General features: G+C 28.7%; 22 protein-coding genes and 1 other annotated feature. Of the genes, 4 read left to right on the top strand and 18 right to left on the bottom strand.

Going from position 1 to position 24693, the window contains the following annotated elements; genetic code table 11:
* Positions 1 to 35: 35 nt before the first annotated feature.
* The 3 genes from ABGT36_RS09065 (at position 36) to ABGT36_RS09075 (ending at position 2463) form a co-directional block, all read left to right on the top strand.
* The gene (locus tag ABGT36_RS09065; protein WP_300080232.1) at positions 36 to 785 is read left to right on the top strand and encodes a threonine/serine exporter ThrE family protein; all 750 of its coding nucleotides are present in this window, start codon (positions 36 to 38) and stop codon (positions 783 to 785) included.
* 1 nt (position 786) lies between these two features.
* Positions 787 to 1230 carry a threonine/serine exporter family protein gene (locus ABGT36_RS09070; protein WP_087302233.1) on the top strand — a complete coding sequence of 148 codons (444 nt, stop codon included), beginning with the start codon at positions 787 to 789 and terminating at the stop codon, positions 1228 to 1230.
* 84 nt (positions 1231 to 1314) lie between these two features.
* The gene (locus ABGT36_RS09075) at positions 1315 to 2463 is read left to right on the top strand and encodes a nucleotidyltransferase (RefSeq protein WP_346677677.1); all 1149 of its coding nucleotides are present in this window, start codon (positions 1315 to 1317) and stop codon (positions 2461 to 2463) included.
* Positions 2464 to 2465: 2 nt separating this feature from the next.
* On the opposite strand, the gene ABGT36_RS09080 is transcribed toward ABGT36_RS09075, so the two are convergent.
* The 5 genes from ABGT36_RS09080 to ABGT36_RS09100 all read right to left on the bottom strand — a co-directional run bounded on the left by ABGT36_RS09080 (position 2466) and on the right by ABGT36_RS09100 (position 9182).
* On the bottom strand, positions 2466 to 4028 hold the full coding sequence (locus ABGT36_RS09080; protein WP_346677678.1) for a MutS-related protein: 1563 nt from the start codon (positions 4026 to 4028) through the stop codon (positions 2466 to 2468).
* Positions 4029 to 4070: 42 nt separating this feature from the next.
* A complete protein-coding gene (pheT, locus tag ABGT36_RS09085; RefSeq protein WP_346677679.1) occupies positions 4071 to 6461 on the bottom strand; it encodes a phenylalanine--tRNA ligase subunit beta in 2391 nt (796 codons plus the stop codon).
* Between the two features lie 4 nt (positions 6462 to 6465).
* Positions 6466 to 7503: a phenylalanine--tRNA ligase subunit alpha gene (pheS, locus tag ABGT36_RS09090; protein WP_087302242.1), complete on the bottom strand. Its 1038-nt coding sequence runs from the start codon at positions 7501 to 7503 to the stop codon at positions 6466 to 6468.
* Between the two features lie 34 nt (positions 7504 to 7537).
* Positions 7538 to 7737: a binding site (T-box leader), on the bottom strand.
* Between the two features lie 63 nt (positions 7738 to 7800).
* The gene (locus tag ABGT36_RS09095; protein WP_087302244.1) at positions 7801 to 8520 is read right to left on the bottom strand and encodes an RNA methyltransferase; all 720 of its coding nucleotides are present in this window, start codon (positions 8518 to 8520) and stop codon (positions 7801 to 7803) included.
* Entirely contained in the window at positions 8517 to 9182 is a 666-nt protein-coding gene (locus tag ABGT36_RS09100) for a M48 family metallopeptidase (protein ID WP_087302246.1), read from the bottom strand. Before ABGT36_RS09100 ends, ABGT36_RS09095 begins: the two co-directional genes overlap by 4 nt.
* A 54-nt stretch (positions 9183 to 9236) precedes the next feature.
* On the opposite strand from ABGT36_RS09100, the gene sspI reads away from it, so the two are divergent.
* Positions 9237 to 9437 (top strand): small acid-soluble spore protein SspI, encoded by a 201-nt coding sequence (gene sspI, locus ABGT36_RS09105; protein WP_087302248.1) that lies wholly within the window; start codon positions 9237 to 9239, stop codon positions 9435 to 9437.
* An 11-nt stretch (positions 9438 to 9448) separates the two neighbouring features.
* Here the strand turns inward: sspI and ABGT36_RS09110 are convergent, their stop codons facing one another.
* From ABGT36_RS09110 to rlmD, 13 genes are all read right to left on the bottom strand, one after another.
* On the bottom strand, positions 9449 to 9886 hold the full coding sequence (locus tag ABGT36_RS09110) for a hypothetical protein (protein ID WP_087302250.1): 438 nt from the start codon (positions 9884 to 9886) through the stop codon (positions 9449 to 9451).
* Positions 9879 to 10730, bottom strand: a complete 852-nt coding sequence (locus ABGT36_RS09115) for a hypothetical protein (RefSeq protein ID WP_308697691.1) — start codon at positions 10728 to 10730, stop codon at positions 9879 to 9881. The genes ABGT36_RS09110 and ABGT36_RS09115 overlap by 8 nt, the downstream gene beginning before the upstream one ends.
* 121 nt (positions 10731 to 10851) lie before the next feature.
* Positions 10852 to 12288, bottom strand: a complete 1437-nt coding sequence (gene pyk / locus ABGT36_RS09120; RefSeq protein ID WP_087302254.1) for a pyruvate kinase — start codon at positions 12286 to 12288, stop codon at positions 10852 to 10854.
* A gap of 39 nt (positions 12289 to 12327) precedes the next feature.
* A complete protein-coding gene (pfkA, locus tag ABGT36_RS09125; protein WP_087302256.1) occupies positions 12328 to 13287 on the bottom strand; it encodes a 6-phosphofructokinase in 960 nt (319 codons plus the stop codon).
* 86 nt (positions 13288 to 13373) lie between these two features.
* The gene (locus ABGT36_RS09130; protein WP_087302258.1) at positions 13374 to 14282 is read right to left on the bottom strand and encodes an ATP-binding protein; all 909 of its coding nucleotides are present in this window, start codon (positions 14280 to 14282) and stop codon (positions 13374 to 13376) included.
* Between the two features lie 9 nt (positions 14283 to 14291).
* Positions 14292 to 15539, bottom strand: coding sequence for a DnaD domain protein (locus tag ABGT36_RS09135; RefSeq protein ID WP_296882770.1), 1248 nt, complete (start codon positions 15537 to 15539; stop codon positions 14292 to 14294).
* A complete protein-coding gene (gene coaE, locus ABGT36_RS09140; protein WP_087302262.1) occupies positions 15532 to 16110 on the bottom strand; it encodes a dephospho-CoA kinase in 579 nt (192 codons plus the stop codon). The genes ABGT36_RS09135 and coaE overlap by 8 nt, the downstream gene beginning before the upstream one ends.
* 62 nt (positions 16111 to 16172) lie before the next feature.
* Entirely contained in the window at positions 16173 to 16985 is an 813-nt protein-coding gene (mutM, locus tag ABGT36_RS09145; RefSeq protein ID WP_087372118.1) for a DNA-formamidopyrimidine glycosylase, read from the bottom strand.
* A 9-nt stretch (positions 16986 to 16994) separates the two neighbouring features.
* Positions 16995 to 19607 carry a DNA polymerase I gene (polA, locus tag ABGT36_RS09150; protein ID WP_346677680.1) on the bottom strand — a complete coding sequence of 871 codons (2613 nt, stop codon included), beginning with the start codon at positions 19605 to 19607 and terminating at the stop codon, positions 16995 to 16997.
* A 15-nt stretch (positions 19608 to 19622) separates the two neighbouring features.
* Complete coding sequence (dnaE, locus tag ABGT36_RS09155; protein ID WP_346677681.1) at positions 19623 to 22679, bottom strand: DNA polymerase III subunit alpha; 3057 nt, start codon at positions 22677 to 22679, stop codon at positions 19623 to 19625.
* Between the two features lie 58 nt (positions 22680 to 22737).
* The gene (locus ABGT36_RS09160; RefSeq protein WP_087302143.1) at positions 22738 to 23043 is read right to left on the bottom strand and encodes a hypothetical protein; all 306 of its coding nucleotides are present in this window, start codon (positions 23041 to 23043) and stop codon (positions 22738 to 22740) included.
* A gap of 66 nt (positions 23044 to 23109) precedes the next feature.
* Positions 23110 to 23355, bottom strand: a complete 246-nt coding sequence (locus tag ABGT36_RS09165) for a TIGR03905 family TSCPD domain-containing protein (RefSeq protein ID WP_087302142.1) — start codon at positions 23353 to 23355, stop codon at positions 23110 to 23112.
* Between the two features lie 15 nt (positions 23356 to 23370).
* Positions 23371 to 24687 (bottom strand): 23S rRNA (uracil(1939)-C(5))-methyltransferase RlmD, encoded by a 1317-nt coding sequence (rlmD, locus tag ABGT36_RS09170; protein WP_346677682.1) that lies wholly within the window; start codon positions 24685 to 24687, stop codon positions 23371 to 23373.
* Positions 24688 to 24693 lie beyond the last annotated feature (6 nt).

Genomic DNA, 24693 nt, shown 5'->3' on the forward strand with positions numbered 1-24693 from the left:
TCATGATATACTTTTCAAGGTTGAGGTGACTACTTATGGAAGAACAAAAACTAATCAATGTAATTGGTGAAATTGGCAGATTATTAATTAAATATGGGGCTGAAATATACCGCGTAGAAGAATCATTAATCAGAATGTGTCAAAGTTATGGTTATGATAATGTCGAAGTTTTTGCCCTACCATCATATTTTACTTTAAGTGTTCTAATTAATGATAATCAGACTTACACTTTATCAAAAAGAAGCCGTCATAACCGAATTAATTTAGAAAAAATTTATGAATTAAATAACCTGGTTCGTTTCGCTTGTCAAAACAAACCAGCAATAGATTATCTCCAATCAGAAATAAAACGTATTAATTCAATCAAAACAAATTATTTGCTAGTATTTTTAGGCTACGGTATTGGAACTGGTTTCTTTGCTACATTTTTTGGTGGTGGTCTTAATGAAACACTAGTGGCAATAATAATCGGCTTTATTTTGTATTTTTTTATTTTGTTAATGGAATATTTAGATATCAACAATCTAGTCAGTACCTTATTATCAAGTATGCTACTTACTGCTATTGCTTTAATTGCCTATCATTTAGGAATCGTTGCTAACTCTCAAGCAATTATCATTGGCTGTTTAATGATTTTAACACCAGGGGTAGCCATTACTAACAGTTTAAGAGATATCATGGGTAGTGATTACATTTCAGGAACTGCAAGAATGCTTGAAGCATTATTAATTGCTGCTTTTATTGCTATTGGTGCTGGTTCAGTAATGATGATTTTAGGAGGTTAATATGGCAGAAATAATTCAATGTATTAGCGCTTTTTTTGCATGTATCGGATTTGCCTTCATCTTTAGAATTCATCACCATTTACGCTTTGCTTTTATTGCTTCGTTTGGTGGTGCATTAGGATGGGGTGTTTATTTGCTTAGTAAAAATTATACCGAAGATATCTTGGCTTATTTTATCGCCATGACTGTAGTAGCATTATTTTCAGAAATCATAGCTCGTATTTGTAAAGCTCCAGCAACAGTATTTTTAATCATTGGCTGTTTCCCTTTAGTGCCAGGACGCGGTATATATGAAACAATGCTTTATTGTATTCAAGGAAACAGTGAACTATTTTTAGATAGCTTTTTAAATACGATTGGTATTTCTACTAGTTTAGCTTTAGCTATTTTAATAGTTTCTACTATTTTTAAAGTAATAAAAAAATTATCTCAAAAAGCGAGCTAAATGCTCGTCTTTTATTACTTAATTAAAAGTAATAAACAATTATTATTCATTGTGTTATACTTTAACAAAGGATTAGGTGAGAAAATGAAAATACTAGGTCTTATAGTTGAATACAATCCATTCCATCAAGGACATTTATATCATTTAAATCAAGCTAAAGAGCTCGTAAAACCTGATGTAACTATTGCCATTATGTCTAGCCACTTTGTTCAACGTGGTGAGCCAGCTATTAGTGATAAATGGACCAGAGCTAATGTAGCCATTAAAAATGGTATTGATATTGTAGTGGAGTTACCATTTATTTATAGTGTTCAAAGTGCTGATTATTTTGCATATGGTGCTATTGATTTATTAAATAAAATTGGAGTCAATAATATTGTCTTTGGTAGTGAAAATGGTGATATTGATGTATTTAAAGATATTGCTATTACAATTAAAAATAATCAAGAAGAATATGATAATCTTGTAAAAAAACAAATGAAACTTGGTTTACGTTATCCAGATGCCTGTAATCAGGCCTTGTCAACATTAATGCATAAAACTATTACAACCCCTAATGATCTTTTAGGTTTATCTTATGTAAAAGAAGTTATCAATAATGATTATCCTATTAATCTTCATTGTATTAAAAGAACAAATGACTTTCATAGTTTAAAAATAGAAACCATTAGTTCGGCTAGTGCTATAAGAAATGCTTTAAGAAATAATCTTGATATTTCTAATCAGTTTTGTAATTATAATGATTACCAAGAATTCTATTTCTTTGAAGATTTTTTTCCATATTTACGTTATAAAATTCTTACTTCTTCTAAACAAGAACTAAAAAATATTCATCTAGTTGATGAAGGAATTGAAAATCTGCTTCAAGAAAAAATAGCCACTGCTAATAATATGGAACAATTCGTATCAAGCCTGACTTCAAAACGATATACTCGTTCTAGAATTCAACGAATGTTAATTCATATTCTTATGAATAATGATAAAGAAACAATTAAACAAGCCATGGATATTAACTATCTTCGAATTTTAAAAATGAATAAAACTGGTCAAAATTATCTAAATAAGATCAAAAAAAGCTGTCAATATCCATTGGTTACTAATTATTCAAACTATTTTCATCCTGGCTTAGAAATAGAGTTTAAAGCAACTAAGCTTTTATCATGTTTATCAAAACAGCCACAAACACTAATTGAAAAGGAATACAAAAGTATCCCTATTATAAAATCGGAGTAAAATTACTCCGATTTTTCAATATCTATATCCGCAATAATTTCATGATCAAATGATAATGATTTAACAATTGCTACAGCATTACCAACAGTGCAGATTCCCTCTTTAATTAAATAATCAAAAACAATATCATTATTCTTCTTTAAATCATTAAAACAATATTTATCAGCATTAGCAAAATTATAAGCTAAAGTAATATCATGCGTCGAAACAATTGTCATGGCATTTTGTTTAAATAAATATTTTAAAATAGCATTAGCAATTACTAATCGTTCTTTTTCATTAGTTCCTTTCAATATTTCATCAATCAAAATTAAAGAACATTTATTTTTAGCTAAATCTGTTATTTCATTTAATCTTCGAATTTCCTGAACATAGAAGCTATATCCATTTTGTAAATCATCTTTCATATGAATCGATGTAATTAATTCATATGGATAATAAACAAATTTCTCACTAAAAGATGTATTCAATGCTTTTGATAACAATAAATTTGCTCCCAACATCTTTAAAAAAGTTGATTTACCAGAAGCATTACTACCAGTAATTATTGTATTATTATTTAAAACAACTGAATTTTTAACTGGTTTATCAATTAAAATATGATATCCATTTACTATTCCAATCATTTTTTCATCAGTTACTTCAGGAATACAAGTATCATATAATGATCTAATCAATTTTATAGTAATACATGTATCTAATAAACCAATCCATTCATATAAAGTTATAACATTATTTTCAATAACATCAATATGCTTTTGTAAACAAGCTGTTTGAATTACATCCACTAAAAAAATTGAACGAATCAAACTAGAAATACCAATAAAATCAACACTTTCAATCATATTAAAATAGTATATGACTCTTATCATTGATTTTAAAGAATGAATAGCCTGATTAATTGATGCATGCTGTTCTTTAGGAAAAAGATCGTTTTTCATCAATTTTTCACTAGCAGATAACATTCCTTTAATACTTCCCACTTGTAATCCAAGCTGTTCATATTTACCATTAAATTGAAAAGTAAGTAAAATACAAATAATTGATAATAAAAGTGGTATATAAAAGAAATCAAGATTAAAAATTGTATAAATTATACTTAATATATTAATGATTAGTAAACTAATAAATAGATATTTGAATTTAAATGGATATTTTAAAAGTTTTGATTTAATCGATAATATTGGAATATATTCTTTGTTTAAACGATTTAAAATATATAATGCGTTTTTTAACTTCTCTTCATCATTTAAATTTTCAATGATTATTTCCTGCATTTTAAAATCATTTTTATTCTTAAAAAATCGACTATACAAATACTCATTACCTATTTCACTAATAGTATGATTGATCTTATTTAAAACCAGATTCATTTCACAATCATCAAAGGTAGCCTCATCAATCGCTTTTTCTTGATTTAGCTGCATATATTCCTTTGTAAGTTCATGATCAACCCCTACTATTCCTATTTGATATTGATTAAATAAATAATTTTCCATTAATCCATTTTTAATAATTGCAATTAAAACAATCACTGCAATAACTACTACAATTATAACAACCATAAATAACCCCATAATATTTAAGAGGTATATTAAATATACCTCTTATCCTCTAAGTACTGCATTAAATTCTTTTTCAACTGCCACTAAAATATTTTCCATAGCTTTATTAACAGTAGCTTCGTCTAAAGTCCCTTTTGGATCTTGGAAAACTAAATTAATTGCTACAGATTTTTTACCAGCTTCAATATGTTCACCTTCATAAACATCAAAAATATTAGTTTCTTTTACTAACTGTTTACTTGCCTGAATAATTTTACGACATACATCATATGAAGGCACTTCTTTATCCATAACTAAAGCAATATCTCTAGTAACTGAAGGATACATTGGAATATCTTTAAATTTAATTTTACTTGTTTTTAAATTTAATAATGCTGTTAAGTTCAATTCTACAACATATACATCTTTAACACCATATTTCTTTTCCATTAATGGATGAATATTACCAATTACCCCTACAATTTCTTTACCAATCATAATATATGCACTTCTACCTGGATGATAGCATTGATTATCAGTTTCAACAGGTGTTAGTTTATATCTTGAACCTTCAATTCCTAAATTTTTAAAGATTGTTTCTACAAATCCTTTAACTAAATAATAATCAGCTTGATAAGAAATTTGTCTAAATGCTAATCCATTATATTCACCACAGCAAGCAATTGCTAGATTTTGTAACTCAGTATCTTTTGAATATGTTGTTGATAATTCAAATAAATTTACATCTTTAATATTATGTGACTGATTATAATTAATCACTTGTAATAAAGATCCAATAATTGATTTACGAGTTACACTACGTTCTTCACCTAAAGGCATAGCTAATCTAATAGTTTCATTTTTATGGAAAATATTAAAATCATCAACATCTGCTGGTGAAGTTAATGTATAAGTTAATGTTTCATGTAATCCTTGATCTTTTAATAAATTACGTAAATAATGCTTTTTAGCTTGTTGATCAGTTCTTTTACCAACTGTCATTGACATTTCTGGTAAGGTAGCTGGAATTTTGTCATATCCATAAATACGAGCTACTTCTTCAATTAAATCAGCAGTCATTGTAATATCATTACGATATGTTGGTACTAAAACATTAAATTTATTGTCTTCAAGTGTGTACTCAAATTTTAATGAACTGAAAATATTAGCAATTTCATCAGTAGTAATATCAGTACCTAATAAACCATTTACTTGATCAGTAGTAATATCAACATAATGATCAGTAATATTTAATTCAGTTGTAACAGATTTATATACTTCTTTAGCATCAGCTAATTCAACTAATAAGTCAGCACATCTTTCTAAAACATTTAATGAATTAGCAGTGTTTAAAGCACCTTTAATATAATGTTGTGAAGCATCTGTCAATAAATTTAAACGACGTGCTGTTTCTCTTAAAGCTGCGCCATTAAATGTTGCTGCTTCAATAACAATATTTACAGTATTTTCATCGATTTTAGTGCTATTAGAACCCATAACACCAGCAATACATCCAATACCATCATCAGTAGATACAATAATGTCGTTAGGTTCAATTTTATACTCTTCACCATCTAACATTACTTCTTTACAATCAAATCCTGTTTTAACAACAAATTGTTTTTTAGTTAATTTATCATAATCATACATATGGATTGGTTGTCCAGTTTCCAACATAACAAAGTTAGAAATATCAACGATGTTATTAATTGGTTTAATACCGCTAGCAATTAAAGCATTTTGTAACCAGGCGGGTGATTCTTTAGTAGTAACGCCTTTTACTAATTTAGCACCAAAGAATGGACATAAATCAGTTTCTACTTTTACTTGAATATCAGAATCTTTATTACCAATTGCTTTAATTTCTGGTAAATTAACATCACGATTTAAAATAGCAGCTACTTCATAAGCTAATGAAGTGATTGCCATACAGTCTGCTCGATTAGGTGTTAATCCAATTTCTAAAATAGTATCTTTTAAACCAATATATGCTAATGGATCTTCACCAACTGGAGCATCACTATCTAATACATGGATTCCTTCTTTATCTTCTGGTTTTAATAATCTTTGATCAAGTCCTAATTCGGCAATTGAACAAATCATCCCATTTGATTCTTGTCCACGAATTTTACTTTCTTTAATTACAAAACCATCACCTAAATCACAACCAGGGTTAGCAACAATTACTTTTTGACCAGCAGCTACATTTGGTGCTCCACAAACAATTTGTTTAACTTCACCAGGACGAACTTCTACTTGGCATACTTTTAAATGATCACTATCTGGATGTAATTGACATTCTTTAACATAACCAATAGTCATGTTATTACCACGTGCTAATTGATGAAGTCCTTCAACTTCTAAACCAACAGCTGTAATTTTATCAGCTAATTCTTGAGGATCTTGATCATCAACTTTCACATATCTATTTAATAAATTTAAACTAATATCCATTATTCTACTCCTTTCTACCAAATTGATTTAAGAATCTAATATCATCATTATAGAAGTAACGAATATTATCAATACCATATTTAAGCATCGCTACTCGTTCAATTCCAATTCCAAAGGCAAAACCTTGATATTCTGTAGAATCGAAACCACACATTTCAAGTACTTTTGGATTAACCATTCCAGCACCTAAAATTTCAATCCAGCCAGTATGCTTACACATTGAACATCCCTTACCACCGCAGTTATGACATGAAATATCTACCTCAACTGATGGTTCAGTAAATGGGAAATATGATGGTCTGAATCTAATTTCTCTTTTTTCACCAAAAAGTTTACGAGCAAATACTTGTAAAGTTCCTTTTAAATCAGCCATAGTAATATTTTTGTCTACAACTAAACCTTCACATTGCATAAATTGATGAGAGTGAGTAGCATCGTCATCATCACGACGATAAGTTTTACCAGGACAAATTACCTTGATTGGTCCTTTTCCTTTAGCTGCTAATAAAGTATGCGCCTGAACTGGTGAAGTATGAGTACGCATCAAGTTATTTTCATCAATATAGAAAGTATCTTGCATATCACGAGCAGGATGATCTTTTGGTAAATTCATTAACTCAAAGTTAAAATAATCTGTTTCTACTTCAGGACCTTCGGCAATTTGATAACCCATTCCTAAAAATAGTTCTTCAAGCTCAGTTACAATCGCTGATAAAGGATGAATTGTTCCTTGGTCTAATTTGTAACCAGGTAATGTAATATCAATTTTTTCTTGATTGATCTTATCTAAGATAGCTTGATTTTCTAACGCTGCTTTCTTTTCTTCTACCGCTTTTGATAACTCTTGTTTTACTAAATTTGACGTTTGACCGAATACTTTTCTTTCTTCAGGAGCCATATTTTTCATTGATTTCATAGCTTCTTGAATCGGTCCTTTTTTACCTAAATAAAATACACGAATATCATTTAATTCTTTTAAAGATTGACATGCTTCCAATTTAGCTAATGCTTCTTCTTTAATCATCAATAATTTATTTTCCATGTTTTCCCTCCTAAAAATATAAAAAATCGTTCCTAATAGGAACGATTATCTCGCGGTACCATCCTAATTCATAGTTAAAAACTATGCTCTTAATTAGCTGTAACGTAGCCGACCCGGCGGTGATTAGCCGCACTCCAAGGTGAATTCAATAATGCCGCTGTTAGAAGATTTTCACCAGCTATCTTCCTCTCTAAAACAGTTTTCTTATTTACTAGTCCTTATCAACGTGTTATCGTTATACCTTGATATTATAACTTGTTTACAACTTTTTGACAATAATTTTCTATTAGTTTTCTATCAATTGCTAAAATGATACATTAAAATGCTTCCAGCAATTGCCACATTTAAAGACTCAATTGTTTGAATAGGAATATAACCAATATAATCACATTTATCTAAAATATTTTGATTCATACCATTACCTTCATTACCAACAATAAAAGCCATTTTTTCAGTTTTTTCAATTAAACTAATATCTTGACCATTTTCTAAAGCACTACCGACAACAACAACACCATTTGCTTGTAACTTTTCAATTATTTCAGTTAAATCACCATAAATACAGCTAATATGAAAATTAGCCCCTTGCATTGCTCGTAATAATTTATCATTATATAAATCAACGCAATTTTTAGATAAAATAACCTGATCAATTCCAAATGCTAAAGCACTACGGATCAGTGTACCAATATTGCCAGGATCTTGTAAATCATCAAGAATTAAATATCTTTTTTTCATCATCAACTCATTATTCGAATCAATTTTACATTTAGCCATAATATTAGATGGTGATTTTGTAAAAGCTAATTTAGCCATTACCTCTTCACTTACTTCAATTACCTCAAGGTTACTTTTTAATGGCTTAGTAGTAATTATACATTCTACTTGATTGGCTTTTAAAGCTTCATTTACTAAATGTTCCCCTTCTATTAAATAATAACCAAATTGATTTCGATATTTTTTTTGCTTTAATTTAATAAGGGTTTTAATTGTATTATTGTTAGTAGACGTAATCATATCCCTATCTCCTTTAACTTTTTTTCACATTGTTTATAGTTAGGTAATCTTTTTTTGATTTCCTGATAAAACTGTTTTGAATGATTAGGTTGTAAAAAATGACATAACTCGTGAACAATTACATAATCAATCAATTCATAATTTAAATGCACCAAAGCCAGATTAAAACTAACTTTGTTGATTTTAGGATAACAAGCGCCCCAGCGAGATTTATATTTTTTTATTTCAACTGCTGGCATTGGTAAAATAAATGCTTGCTTTAAATATTCTTGGATCCTTTTTTCAATATACTGTTTTAAAATTATTTTTAGCGTTATTTCAATAGTTGTTTGAATCTGACGATGATAAACATATATTTTATCATCATGAAAAACCGTCTTACGATTATTTAAATCATAACTAATAATTTGATAGCGCTGGTTAAAAATATAAACAAAACCACCATTAGAATAATCATATTTAATTAAATAATTATCGATTTGTTTTAAAACAGCATCCTGATTATCCTTAATTAACTGCTCAATTTCATTAATAGAAAAATACGGTCCACTATTAACAATGATCTTTCCAGCAACAACTTTTAAATAACAGCGTTTTATTTGTTTAATATTTAATTGATACTCAAATACTTGTCCGTTTAATTCAATTTTTCTAATTTCCATAATAACTCGTATAAAACCTCTTAATCACCCTATAATATTAAAAGGAGTGATTAAATGAATATTCGAAATGCTTTATTAAATAAGCTTCATAATAGTACCCCTAAGGAATTAAAAGAAATAATTGATGGTGGTATTGCTTCTAAAGAAGAAACAATCTTACCTGGCTTAGGTGTATTATTTGAAGAATATTATAATTCATTAAATAAAATGCAAAAAGATGATATGATTCAAACTCTTTGCAATTTATTAAAATAGACTCAACGAGTCTATTTTTTCCTTTCTTTAATTATTTCTTTTATTGAACGGGCAAACATAAATAGCATTAATAAAACAAAGTTAATTTTAAACAATTGATTAAAATCAATCAATAGTAAAATAATTAAAATAACTACTGGTATTATACTACCAACTGGAATTGTTGCTTTATTGCCAATAAATAAATTACCATGATGTTTACTTTTACTTTTTATAACATCAACAATTATTTTATAAATTTCAAATAACAAATAATTTAAGATCCATAACAATAAAAAATAAACAGTAGTATAAAAATTATCAACAAAAGTTTTATTAAGTGCCCCTAAAAAAGTTATTCGATAATAATCCATTAAGCTATAAATAAAACTAATACACGTAATTACAAAAGTAGCAACAGCATTACGAATCAAATAAAAAACTATAAAATCTTTTTTTATTTTATCCATAATAATCACCCGCCTCTTGAACATTTAAATCAATTGCAAAAGCATATTGATTATCATCACCATTACTCAAAATAACAACTACACTTAATTTTTCATTCTTTAAATCAATATCATCGTCTTCTAAGTTATATGTACCATAATCATCATTATTTATTAATTCTTTAGTAGTTCCACTGATTTTATGGAAAACAACATAATTATCATTATCCTTAGGATCTCCTTTTTTATCCTTTAGATAACGGTATTCTAATGAAACATCTGAGTAATCTTTAAAAACATTATCATTCGATGTTTTTAAAGAACCAAGACGAATCATAGACTTTGAGATTGCCGCATTTTCAATTCGATACTCACTATTTGAACCTTCTAAACGATCTAATGGTGTAATATCTAATTTTAACTTAGTAAGCTCTTGATTATTAGTTTCTACAGTTAAAGTAGCTGTTTTGATAGTATCTAAATTAATACCATCTGTTTTACTAGAATAATTATTGAAAGAATAAATTAAGTTATTTTGATCATAATTATCAAGCGTAAATTCATGATTGAATTTCTTTTCATCTGATGACAATTCTAATTTAATTGTAGGTGTCTGTTGTGAAAGAATACTGCTATCTGTAAATAAAATTCGCCCATCATTTAAATAAAAATTATCTTGATCACAGTAAACCTCAACATTTTCCATTGTTACGAAATCATTTGAACCAGATAATATATAATCATAATATACTATTTCGCCAAACGTTTGAAATTTAAAACTGTCATACATAAAAAATAAAGTTGTCGAAACAATAATTGCAAATACAATACTTACAATTAAATGTTGCATATATTTCTTTTTCATATCTATCACCGCCTACATTATAACCTATTTTATCTTAGATAGAAAGAAAAAACAAATTACCTGATTCGACACAAAAAAAGCAACTACTTTCGTAAAAACGATTTCATTGCTCTAATTTAAATTATTTTACTGTGATTAATTCTAAGTAGCTAGTAGTTCCACCAACACCTGGAGTACCAGCAGTAATTAAAATTTGTTCACCTGGTTCAACACCATTTTCTTTTGCTAAGATTTGTGCATATTCAATTTGTGCTACACGATCACGCATTTGTTTACATACAACACCTTTTACACCCCAGTTTAAAGCTAATGAACGAGTAACTGGTTCATATGGAGTAGCAGCAATAACCATTGATTCTGGACGATAACGTGATACACGTTTTGCTGTAGAACCACTTTCAGTATAAACGATGATGGCAGCAACACTGAATTTAGAAGCGATTTCAGCTACTGACATACAGATTGCTTCTGATGGATCTTCAGGAGCTGTTCTAATTGCTTTTCTTAATAATGCATCATAATCTAAAGTTTCTTCAGTTTTTAATGCAATTTTTGTCATTGTCATTACAGCTTCTTCTGGATATTTACCTTGTGCAGATTCACCTGATAACATAATTGCATCAGTTCCATCAAAAATAGCGTTAGCAACGTCACTTACTTCAGCACGAGTTGGACGTGGGTTTTCTTGCATACTGTCTAACATTTGAGTAGCAGTAATTACTACTTTACCAACAGCACGACATTTTTTAATGATTTCTTTTTGGATTAATGGTACATCTTCAGCAGGTACTTCAACACCTAAGTCCCCACGAGCTACCATGATTCCATCAGCTACTTTTAAGATTTCATCCATGTTTTCTACACCTTCGCTGTTTTCGATTTTAGCGATGATTTGAATTTCAGGATGTCCGTTTTCAATTAATAATTTTTTAACATCTAATACGTCTTGAGCACGTCTAACAAATGATGCAGCGATAAAGTTTACACCTTGTTCGCATCCAAAAGTAATATCAGCAATATCTTTTTCAGATAAATAATCAAATCCAAGTTTAATTCCAGGAACGTTAATTCCACGTTTATTTTTAACAATACCATCGTTAGCACATACACAAACGATATCTTCACCTTCAACATGGTCAACTAATAATTCAACTTGACCATCATTTACTAAAATGAAACCACCAGGTTTAACATCTTTGTATAATTCTTTATAAGTAATTGTAAAACGATCACTTGTTCCTTCAATATCTTCTGTTGTAATCACAGAAACTTGACCTTTTTTAAATTCTGTTTGTCCCCCAACAAAATTTCCAGTTCTAATTTCTGGTCCTTTTGTATCTAATAAAATTGCAATATTTTTGCTTAATTCTTTTCCAAGTTTACGAGCAGTTTTAATTCTTCCACCATGTTCTTCAAAATCACCATGAGAAAAATTTAGTCTCATAACATTCATCCCTGCTAAGATTAATTTACGTAACATTTTTTCATCTTCACTAGCAGGTCCAATCGTACATACAATTCTTGTTTTCTTTTTTCTTTCTTTCAATGCAAATACCATATCCTATTTCCTCACCTTACATTTAATTTTAAATTTATATTAACGAAGCTTCATTGCATCTTCGTAAATACCATAATCAGTTGTCCGTTTATGTGACAATACATCTTCGATTTTTAAACCTTTGATTTCACCATGAACTTCACTAACACAAAGCCCACCTTTACCAGCTTCTAATAATTCAACTGCATAAACACCCATTCTAGAAGCTAAAACGCGATCGCGTGCTGAAGGACGTCCCCCTCTTTGCATATGTCCTAAAACATTTGCTCGTGTTTCAAATCCAGTTTCGGCTTCGACTTTTTTAGCCAATTCATGAACATCAGTAATATGTTCAGTAATTACTACAATAGCATGTTTTTTATCAGATGCTTTAGAAGCTTTTAATCTTTCGATAACTTTTGCCTCATCAAATCCAATTTCACTAGTGATAACCATTTCTGCGCCTGCTGCAATACCAGCATTGATTGCAAGGTCCCCACAACGACGTCCCATTACTTCAAGAATCGTACAGCGTTGATGAGAACCAGATGTATCTCTTAAGCGGTCTAATGCATCAACAATTGTATTTAATGCTGTATCAAATCCAATTGTATAATCTGTATCCGGAATATCATTATCAATAGTTCCTGGTATTCCAATACAGTTAACTCCCATTTCAGTAAGTTTTAAAGCACCATTGTAGCTACCATCGCCACCAATAACTACTAAAGCTTCCATTCCTACTTTTTTCATTTGCTCAATAGCAGCTTTTCTTACTTCAGGATCTTTAAATTCAGGAAAACGTGCTGATTTTAACATAGTTCCTCCTAAATTAATAATATTACGAGTACTATGTCGATCAAATTTAATAAAATCTCCTTCATGTAATCCTTTATATCCTAAACGAACACCGTAGACTTCAATTCCTTTATTCAAGCATGTTCTTGCAACCGCACGAACAGCAGCGTTCATTCCAGGAGCATCTCCACCGGAAGTTAATACACCAATACATTTAACCATTATCTTTCCTCCTCTACTACATATTAATTTCCAAGACATTTTAACACAAAAATTATGATGTTTCCATATATTTTTACATTATTATCTTACCTTAAATCCCTCCCTTTTAATTCAACCGGTTTGCTAATCGCTTTCATTCTAGAAATCAATCGTTCAACATTTTCTTTATCGCCAGTTTTTAAAGAATAAATCTTTTTTAACCGTTCTAATGAATACTCACTTGTAAAAAATGTTGCCTTTTGATTTTGTAAACGATAGGCGATAACTGCCGATAATATTTCATCTCGAGACCAAGGGGTAACGTTTTCACCACCAACATCATCGATTACTAAATAATCAAGATTTTTCATTAATTCAATTGAATTATTTATTCCCTCATTTCCAAATGAGGCTTTAATATCCATAAGAAACGTTGGAAAATGAATAAAACCACATTTATACCCCTTAGTTACTAAGCAGCGAATTAAAAATCCCATCAATGTACTTTTACCACAACCACCTTGACCATATAAATAAATACCTTTATTTTCAGGATTTTTAATATAATCACTTAATATTTTAACAACTGCTTTACCATTACTTTCAGGATCTTTTATGATCGTCAAATCACTAGGTTTAGTAAGTAATATTTTATCACTAATATTTTTCAATAAAATATCACTTAATATCTTTTGATCAGCATAATATGACTGACCAAAATGACATGGCTGTAACGATAAACTAATTTCTCCATTATAATAATTAAAACAGCGTACCATTCCTTTAGAAATTTTTGGACAAGATTGCAATGATTTACAGCCAATACAGCTATCTAAATCTTCTTTATAATCTAGAAATTCAATCCAGTTTTCTTCAATGTCCCGACGAGTTAGATTGAATTCCTGTAAAACTTTAATAATATTATTATCTTTCATCAAGTCATTAATACTATTTTCTTTATTTTTCTTAAAACTTTCATCACTAGCAAATAAATTAAGATTCTGGATATTTCTCATCTTGCCCTCCTATTCAAATTGACTTAAAAATTCATCTAATTCATTTTCATCAACACTATCATTATCAATTATTGTATCTGATGATTCATTTTCTGGTTCTACATAATTACCTTTACGATATTTAATATACACTTTTGCCTCATCCATTGCTTCTTTTACTGTATTGATCTTTTTTCTTTTCCATTGAGAAGCTCTTGATTGCATAAAGGCTCTTGATAAAGCATTATCACATTGTGACAATGTTAATTCAATTAAAACATTCATCACACCAGGTTCTAAATACAAAGAAGTCATGATTGACTCAACCGTTTGTAAATCACGCTTTAATGGTTCACGCCCACCTTGTTTATCTTTTAACAATTGATAAGGATTGACACTTTCTAAATAATGAATATGTTGATTCAATGCGTCATTACTAGAATTACTTTTATAAGTAACAGACTGACGATGATAAATTTCTTTAAATGTTTCTGGTACTTTTAAATCATAGTAATTACGACATTTTTGAATTAGTTCTTTTTGAATTATTTTATCATCGACAATTGACTCTTTAACAAGAGATAACATATCTAACGCATTAATTCGATACATTGTTCCTAATTGTTTAATTAATTCCTGATCATCTTTGGTAATTGATGATCTTTTTATTTGATAATCAGCTAAGCCTTGGTAAAATAATTCCATATCATAGTCACTATCAACCTTACCATATTCAATCCCAAAATAATCTTTTTCAACTAATACTTTATCATTATTATCCATTAAATTAATATCAAAAACATCAGTAAATTTAGCTGTAACTTCCTGAAATCCATCTAAATGATATGCTGATGACTTAAAACATAATTTAGTTCGATTAAATTCTTCTTTACCTAAACGTTTTAATAATAATGGTCCTAAAATAGCATGATTAAAAAATTTAGCTGGTGTTAATGGACTTTTCAATGAATAACAATAAATCCGTTTATTATCATCATCTTTAACATATTTAGCCATTAAGCCAATTGCTTCAAGCTTTAAGCTTGCTTCTTTTATTTCAATTAATGAAAAACCAGTAAGTTTACTTAAACGTTGATGCAAACTAGCAGCTTTTGTTAATGATAATTGATCCAATTCGCTATAAAGTGTTAAATATAAACTACATGCCTGATTTCCAATCAATGGCTGATATAAAAGATTAATAGTTTTTAAATGGATTGAATCTAACGGATAAGTAGCATTGACAGTATATAAATCAGATATCATTAATTCATTCATTACTATTTCCTTCCAGCATTAAGTCAATTTGTTGATATAAATTTTCTAAACTTTTATTATTATCTAAAACAATATCAGCCAATCGTTTTTTATCTTCAATATTCATTTGATTACTAATTATAATTTTAGCATATTTTTCATCAATATTATCACGTTTCATCAATCTTTTTACTTCTTCTTGATAATTTAAATATACCACAATAATTTTATCACAAAGATACTCTAAATTACTTTCAAATAATAAAGGAATATCTAAGAAAATTATTTTTAAGTTTTGATTATTATGGATCGTTTCTTTGATTTTATTTATAACATAAGGATGAATAATATTTTCAAGATCTTTTTTAGCAATTGGATCATTAAAAACAATTCTTCCCAAAGCTTTTCGATCAATTGTATCACCATGTAAATCAAATCGTTTTTTTACACGATCAATACAATCTTCATCAATAGTCAAAGCATCATATGCTAGTTTATCACTATCAACAACTAAATAACCTTTTTCTCTAAGATAATTTGTTACAGTACTTTTACCAGTAGCAATACTACCGGTTATTCCATAAACCTTCATTTCTATCTACTCCTTTATTATCGCTAATCTCCTATAAAACATAGGTGCCTGCAATTAGTCTTTTAACGTCTTCTTTTTTGACAATGAGGACAATAATAAGTACCTCGTCCTTTAATTTTAATCTTGCTGATAGGACCGTTACAAATCGGACAAATTTTTTGCATATGAGCTTTTAATTTAACTTGAAATAATCCATCTATGCCATTAGCCGAAAAAGAATGGATAGTCGTTCCGCCTTGTTTGATGGCCTCATTTAAGATTTTACATGATACATCAATTAATTCTTGAACACTCTTTTTAGTTAAATTAGATGCTGGAGTATTAGGATCTAGACCCATTGCAAAACAAATTTCATTAGCATATATATTTCCTATTCCCGCAATAATATTTTGTTCTAAAAGAACATGTTTAATTGGTAATTTACTTTTATGTATTTTTTCATATAATTCATTACAAGTTGCATCAAACGGTTCTGGCCCCAGTTTTGAAAGTGGTAATTCATTTCGATAATTTTGTAAACTTACTAATTTAATACGACCAAATTTACGAGTATCGTTATATCTTAGCTGCTTACCATTATCAAGATTAAAAATAATATGATCATGTTTATTTACAGGTTCATTTCTATCGACGTAATGATATTTTCCTTCCATACGAAGATGAGATACAAAGGCAATATTATCAAGTTTAAAAACTAAATATTTACCAACTCGATCAATATCATTAATTGTCTGATTTATACAGCTATTAACAAATGTTTCAACATCATCTTCAATAATTTTAGGGTAAATTACATCAATTGATTCTATTTTTTTATTTAAAACAAAATTCTTTAACGTATTTCTTACAGTTTCAACTTCTGGTAATTCCGGCATATTTATCTCCTATTTAAGTTCATACCAATTAACAGCATAACTTCCTTCTGATTTTAATTCCACATTCATCTTAATAGCACTGCTCATTCCCTTAGATACTACCTCCATTACTTCTTGTAATTCATCGTGATAAACATCAAAAATCAATTCATCGTGAACTTGTAAAATCATCTTCGATTTTAAATTATGCTTTTGTAATAAATGATCCACTTTAATCATTGCTAGTTTAATAATGTCAGCAGCTGAGCCTTGAATTGGCGTATTCATCGCTAAACGTTTTCCTAATTCCTGACGCATATAATTTTTTTCATTAATTTCACGAATAAAACGTTTACGATTCAACATTGTCGTTACATAACCATGTTCTTTACAAAAAGCAATATTATTATCCATATAGGTCTTTATTTCTGGATAATTTTCAAAATAACTTTTAATAAATTCACGAGCCTGCGCTACACTTACTCCAATTTGTTCAGCTAAACCAAAATCAGACATACCATAAATAATTCCAAAGTTAACAGCTTTAGCGTTTCGACGCATTGTACTATCAACTTGATCTTCTGGTACATTAAAAACTTCACTAGCAGTGTGGCGATGGATATCTTTATCTTCATTAAATGCTTTGATCAATGATTTAACATTAGCTAAATGAGCCAATACTCTAAGTTCGATTTGTGAATAATCAAAAGATACTAAATAATCATTTTCAGGTATAAACGCTTTACGAATCAATTTTCCTTCTGGAGTTTTAACAGGAATATTTTGTAAATTAGGATCAGTTGAAGACAATCTTCCTGTTTGCGTCAACGCCTGATTATAGATAGTATGAATTTTACCATCAACAAATACTTGATCTTGCAAACCAACTATATATGTTGAATATAATTTAGTTAATGTTCGATATTTTAAAACTTTATCAACGATTGGATGGAATTCTTTGATTTTATTTAAAATTTCTACTGAAGTCGAATAACCAGTTTTAGTCTTTTTACCATTTGGCAAGCCTAAATCAACAAACAATACTTCACCTAACTGTTTTGGTGAGGCAATATTGAATTCTTTACCAGCTAACTGATGAATTTCTTGTTCTAAAATTTTAATTTCACTACCAAATTGTTGTTGTAATTGTTTTAAAACATCTAAATCAATTTTAGCTCCTTGATATTCCATCTTAGCTAAAATTTTAGCAACAGGCATTTCAACATCTTTATATAATTCATATTGATTTTCATGTTTTAGTTTTTCAATTGCTTTATCTTTTAAACAATAAATTGCTTTAGCCTGCTTAATTAAATGATCAGCAACTTTACTTGTTTCGGGAACTTTCTTTTTAGCCCCTTTTCCATATACTTCTTCATCATAATAGACATCATAATATTCATAGTATTCACAAACACTACGAATTTCATCTTTTAAACTTGGATTTAAGATATATGATGCTAACTGTAAATCAAAAACATAATTATTAATTTCTAAACCATGCCATTTAGCAGCATTGATACATTTTTTAATATCATAGCCATATTTTTCAATTTCATTAGAAGTAATAAAATCTTTAAAATTAGCACAATTCAATGCATCTTCAATTCCAATATAATAAGCTTCACTATCATTATAAACTGCAAATCCAACTATCATGGAGCGATGATAATTACTATCATAAACCCCAACGACTAAAGCACTATCACGCTTGATAACTGGTAAATTTTTTACTATTTCAACTGGAACTTCTTTAATTGGATTTGCTTCCTCATTATTCATAGACATTCTTTTTAACAATGAATTCATACTATAACGACGATAAAAATCAGCTAATTCATTATAATCATGTCCATTGTAACGATAATCTTCTAAATTAATATCTATTGGTACATCTTTGATAATTGTTGCAATTTTTTTCGATAACAACCCTTGATCAATATTATTACGGATTTTTTCACCCATCTTACCTTTTAATTCATCAAGATGATCATTTAAATTTTCAACAGTATGATATTGTTTTAATAACTTTAAAGCAGTCTTTTCACCAACACCAGGAATACCAGGAATATTATCAGATTTATCTCCCATCAAACCTTTTAAATCACGCATTTGATCAGGAATTAAACCATACATCTCTTTAAATTTAGCCGGTGTAATTTTTTCTAATTCACCAACTCCTTTTTTAGTTAAATAAACACTTATTTCATCAGTCACTAATTGCAACATATCTTTATCACTTGTAACAATGCTGACTTTAAAACGGTTTTTACTTGCAAGAGTAGCAATCGTTCCAATAACATCATCACCTTCATAGCCTTCAACTTCCTGGTATTTAATACCATGAGCAGTTAAATATTCTCTAATCATTGAAAACTGACATACAAGTTCATCTGGCGTAGCACTTCTAGTTCCCTTATAAACTTCAAACAAATCATTTCTAAATGTCTTTTTTCCATAGTCAAAAGCTACTACTAGATATTCAGGATTTCCTTTTAAAACACTTTCAAGCATATTAGCAAAACCAAAAACAGCATTAGTTGGAATTCCATCTTTATTCATCATTAAATTTCCCATTGCTGCCGTTGCATAATAAGCCCGATACAACAATGAATTACCATCTATTAATACTAATTCTTTCATCTATATATTCCTTTCTTAGCGTATATTTCTAGCTTGATTAATTACTAATGATAATTTATCACGATAATTAACTCTACCTTCGATTAAATAAATATTACCACGTACTAAAACCTTTTTTAAAGCCTGGAAATTAGAAGCAAAAACAACTCCATCAACTGTTCCGGTTTCATCACTTCCATCAACAAAACACATTTCTTGTCCTTTTTTATCAACAATTACTTTTACTCGGGTAACATTTAAGACCAATCGAACGTTTTGATTAATATATCTATTTAATTGATTTACGTCAACAATTTTAACATCTAAATTTTGTTTTATCAAAGCAATTGGATGCATCGATAAATAAACACCCAAAACCATTTTTTCTTCTTCTAAAACTTTCATTTTATTATCTTTGACAATTGTCAAAATTGGCGGTTCATCAATACCAATCGTATTTTTCAACTCGGCGTATTCCATGATTTTATGTAAATTTTCTTTGATGGTCATTCGATTTAATTTAAACTCATCAAATGCTCCAGCCATAATTAGACTTTCTAACATTTTACTATTAACCTTGCTTGCTTCCATTCGGGAAATAAAATCAAAAATATCTTTAAACAAACCTTTATTTCTTTGTTCAACAATCGCTTGATATCCAGCATAACCAACATTTTTTATCGCCATTAATGAATAACGAATATTACTATCTTCTACTTTAAAACGATTAGTTGAATAATTAATTGATGGCGGCAAAATTTTAATGCCATACTTTTTAGCTTCCTGGATACAATTAATTTTATTAGAATCACTACTTTGGCCATTTGATAACAAGGCACTAAAAAATTCTAATGGATAGTTAGCTTTCAAATAAGCTAAATAATAAGCAACATAACCATAAGCAACTGAGTGGGCTTTATTAAAACCATAATCAGCAAATTTTTCAATTAAATTATATATTTCTTCAACCTCATCTTGACTAAAACCATTAGCTAAACCACCTTCTATAAATTCATTGCGCATTGAATGCATCAAACTCGCCGTTTTTTTCGACATTGCTTTACGCAAGATATCTGCTTTAGCAAGCGAAAACCCAGCAACTCTTTGGGCAACTTGCATTATCTGTTCCTGGTATATCATAATTCCATATGTAGATTGTAAAATTGGTTTTAAACAAGGTAATGGATAAGTAACTGGTTCTTTACCAGTTTTACGAGCAATATATAATGGAATATTAGCCATTGGTCCGGGACGATATAATGCTATTGCAGCAATCATATCATCTAAACAATCGCATTTCATTTTAACAAGCAAATTTTTCATTCCTGATGACTCTAATTGGAAAATCCCAAATGTTTCACCGCGACTTATCATTTGATAAGTTTTTTGATTATTAAAATCAATCTCATTAATATTTATTTTAATATTATAATTCTTTTCAATATCTTTGATTATATGATCAATCATCGTTAAATTCTTCAAACCTAAAAAGTCCATTTTCAATAAACCAGCATCTTCAATATAATCTTTAGAATACTGAGTAACAACACCATCATTTGGTCCTTTAACTAAGGGTACGATCTGATTTAACGGTTCATTTGATAAAACTACACCAGCAGCATGGGTCGAAATATTACGTGGTAATTTTTCAACAATAAAAACTGACGGCATGATCTTAGATAAGGCCTGATCTTTATTAACCATATTTTGAAAATTATAAGATGTTTCATAAACTTCTTTTGCCGATTTTCGATTCTTAGAATCAGTCGGGATATTTTTAGCCAATAATTCTAAACGTGGCAATGGCACTTTTAATACTTTACCTAGATCTTTAATAGCCACCTTTGGTCCATAGGTTGAAAATGTAACAATTTGAGCCACATGTTGATGACCATATTTTTGAGCTACATATTCAACTACTTTATCACGACGATCATCTTGAAAATCAATATCAATATCCGGCATACTAATTCTTTCTTCATTTAAAAAACGTTCAAATAATAAATCATATTTTAAAGGATCAATATTAGTAATACCTAAAACATAAGCTACTAAACTACCAGCAGCAGAGCCCCGGCCTGGACCAACTATTATTTTATTTTTTTTAGCGTAACGCACATAATCAAAAACAATTAAAAAATAATCATCAAATCCCATTTTATTGATTACCTGTAACTCTTTGTTTAAACGTTCAAAATATTTATGTGGTACTTCACTACCTTTAAAACGTTTTTTTAAACCTACAAAGCATAATTGTTTTAAATATTCACTAGCCTTACCATTATTAGGAACTGGATATTTAGGCAAATACATGCAATCAGTAGGAATTGTTGCATTACATAAACTAATAATTCTATTAGTATTTTCAATATATTTTAAATCAAACATACTATCCATTTCATAACTAGATTTTAAATATAATTGATCTGTTAATACTTGATGATTTAATTCTAATGTTGTTTGTCTTGAAGAAGCTTGTAGTAAATCTAAAGTATAAGCTTCATCAGGTGTTAAATAACGTACTTCATTGGTTACACATATTTCAACATTTTCTATTGTCGCTAGTGCGATTAATTTTTCATTTAGATTTTGTTGTAAAGCTAAATGATGATTTTGAATCCCGATAAAAAAGTTTTTAAAAGACTTTTTAAATAACTCTATATATTGGAGGGCTTGAGAATCTAGTTCTTTTAAAACAAGACGTTCAATAATTCCTTCTTTACAAGCTGAAATAACAAAAAGATGCTCTTGATGCATCGCTAAGTGTGATAATGGAATAGCTTTTTTATCACTTAGACAAATTTCACTAGTAATTTTTACCAAATCAAAGTATCCAGCAGTATTTTTAGCTAATAACAACAATGGATAAACTTCACTTTCAATTAAAACACTAGCTTCAATTCCAAATATTGGTTTAATTCCATATTTTTTAGCAGCTTTAAAAAACTCTATTGCCCCATACATATTGTCTTTATCAGTTAAAGCTAGTGCCTCAAAATGGAGATCACTAGCTTTCTTAACCAACTCATCGATCAATATAGTACTATTTTGAAAACTATATGAACTATAAACTTGTAAATGTCCTAGCATCATCTCCACATCCTTTCATACTGTTTCTATTATACCACTAAATAAGCTATTTAAAAAGATATTACAAAATTGCCCGAAATGAAAACAATATGATCATTATTGCTAAATAAAGACACAAACATAAATATAAGGTATTAAAAATATCCCAAGCCGGACAATTTAATAACCAGATTCGATAGGCATAAAGAATTAAAATATAATAATGATATTGTACTTGTAAGACACAAAATTTCTTTTGCCAGCCAATAATAACAATTGATAATATTACTGCTAATAAATGAAAAGGAATAATCCACATTGGACATAATACTTGCATTAATAGGATTATTCCACAAATTAATTGTAATTTTTTTATTTTAATCAACATATAATCACCTATGATATTATATGTTAATTTAGCGATAAAATGAAAAGAAGTGGAAATCGCTTTCCACTATCTTGCGTTTTCTTTTAAAGCTTTAGCTAATTGATCAGGACAGCTTGTTGGTTTACTATTACAGCGAATCCCTTCTAAACGATCTATTACATCATTAACCTTCATACCTTTGGCCAATGCTGCTACACCTTGAGTATTTCCTGAACATCCCCCTACAAATTTAACACTATTTACAATGCCATCTTCAACATCAATAATAATTTGTCTTGAACATACCCCATGTGGCTGATATTTAATTTCCATTTACTTTTCCTCCTTCTATCTTGCTTTACGAACTAATTTTACAATCGTTGTCAAATAAGTATTATGACAAGATGTATCTAAACCAGCGATTCGTTCAATATCATAACTTTTATCCAACTCAGCAATATCTTTAGCTAATGATGAATGTGATTGACTAATATAAATAACTGTATTAAAACGTGCTATTTTAATTGTATTAATAATTCTTTCACTAATTTTTGTTCGATCACCATGAATAATCAAAGTATCATAAATTTTCTTTTTAGCGTGAGTTACTATTCTTTCATCTACTTTTCCAGCGATAAATTTAACATTATCACGATTTAAATACTTAGCATTTAATTTAGCATCTTCAATATGATATTTCTTTTCATCAATTGCAATAATTTCTTCCTGGTCTAAATTTAACTCTAAAAATCCTGCTTTACAATTAATTGAAATTATTTTCTGGCTATCTTTAACCATTGTTTTAACAATTTGATTTTCTTTCCACATCATATCAATATTTTCAGGTAATTTAGTTTTAATACCTACTAAATATTTTTTATCATCATGATACATTTCTAAACGTGATGACCCATATAACTTTGAATAACCAGTTTCATCAAACTCTTGATACTTAGATGTATTTACTGACATAAATATTCCAGCAACATACGGTAATTGACTGATCTGTTTAACTGTTTGATCACTTAAACCATCACGACCAGTAATGAAAACTAATTGAATTTTATCTTCAACTAATTTTACTTTTAAAAATCTAAGTCCTGTTTTAAATTTATCATTATAAACTCGACAATCTTCATTTGTAAGAATTGTTTCCAAATCATTCAAACATTGATTAATCAAAGGATGGTGTTTTAAACAGCGATTCATAACTGTTAAATACTTACTTTCACGTTGATAAATACCAAATGTGATTTTATCTTTAAATCGAACAACTGGTAAATTAACACTAGTAATATAACCAGTTTGTTTATCAGCTTTGATTACATCTTTAAAAACAGTTTTTGATAAATCATATTCACTATATTTTCTAATTGATTCTCGAACTGCTTCTTTTTTTTCTTTTAACTGTGATAAATAAGTCATATGCATCATATTGCAGCCTTGACAATTATCATATAGAAAACATTGTGGTTTAACTCGGTTTTTAGACGGTTTTAAAATTTTCACTAATTTTCCTTCACTATATCCTCTATTTCTTTTAACAATATCTACAACAACTTCTTCTCCTGGTAATGCTCCAGGTACAAATACGATCTTACGATCTAAATAACCAATTCCTTCTCCATTGATCCCAACTTTTTTTATTTCAATATTTTTATTCATCCTACA

This window comes from Erysipelatoclostridium sp. An173 (assembly GCF_963931465.1).
Classification (GTDB): domain Bacteria; phylum Bacillota_I; class Bacilli_A; order Erysipelotrichales; family Coprobacillaceae; genus Thomasclavelia; species Thomasclavelia merdavium.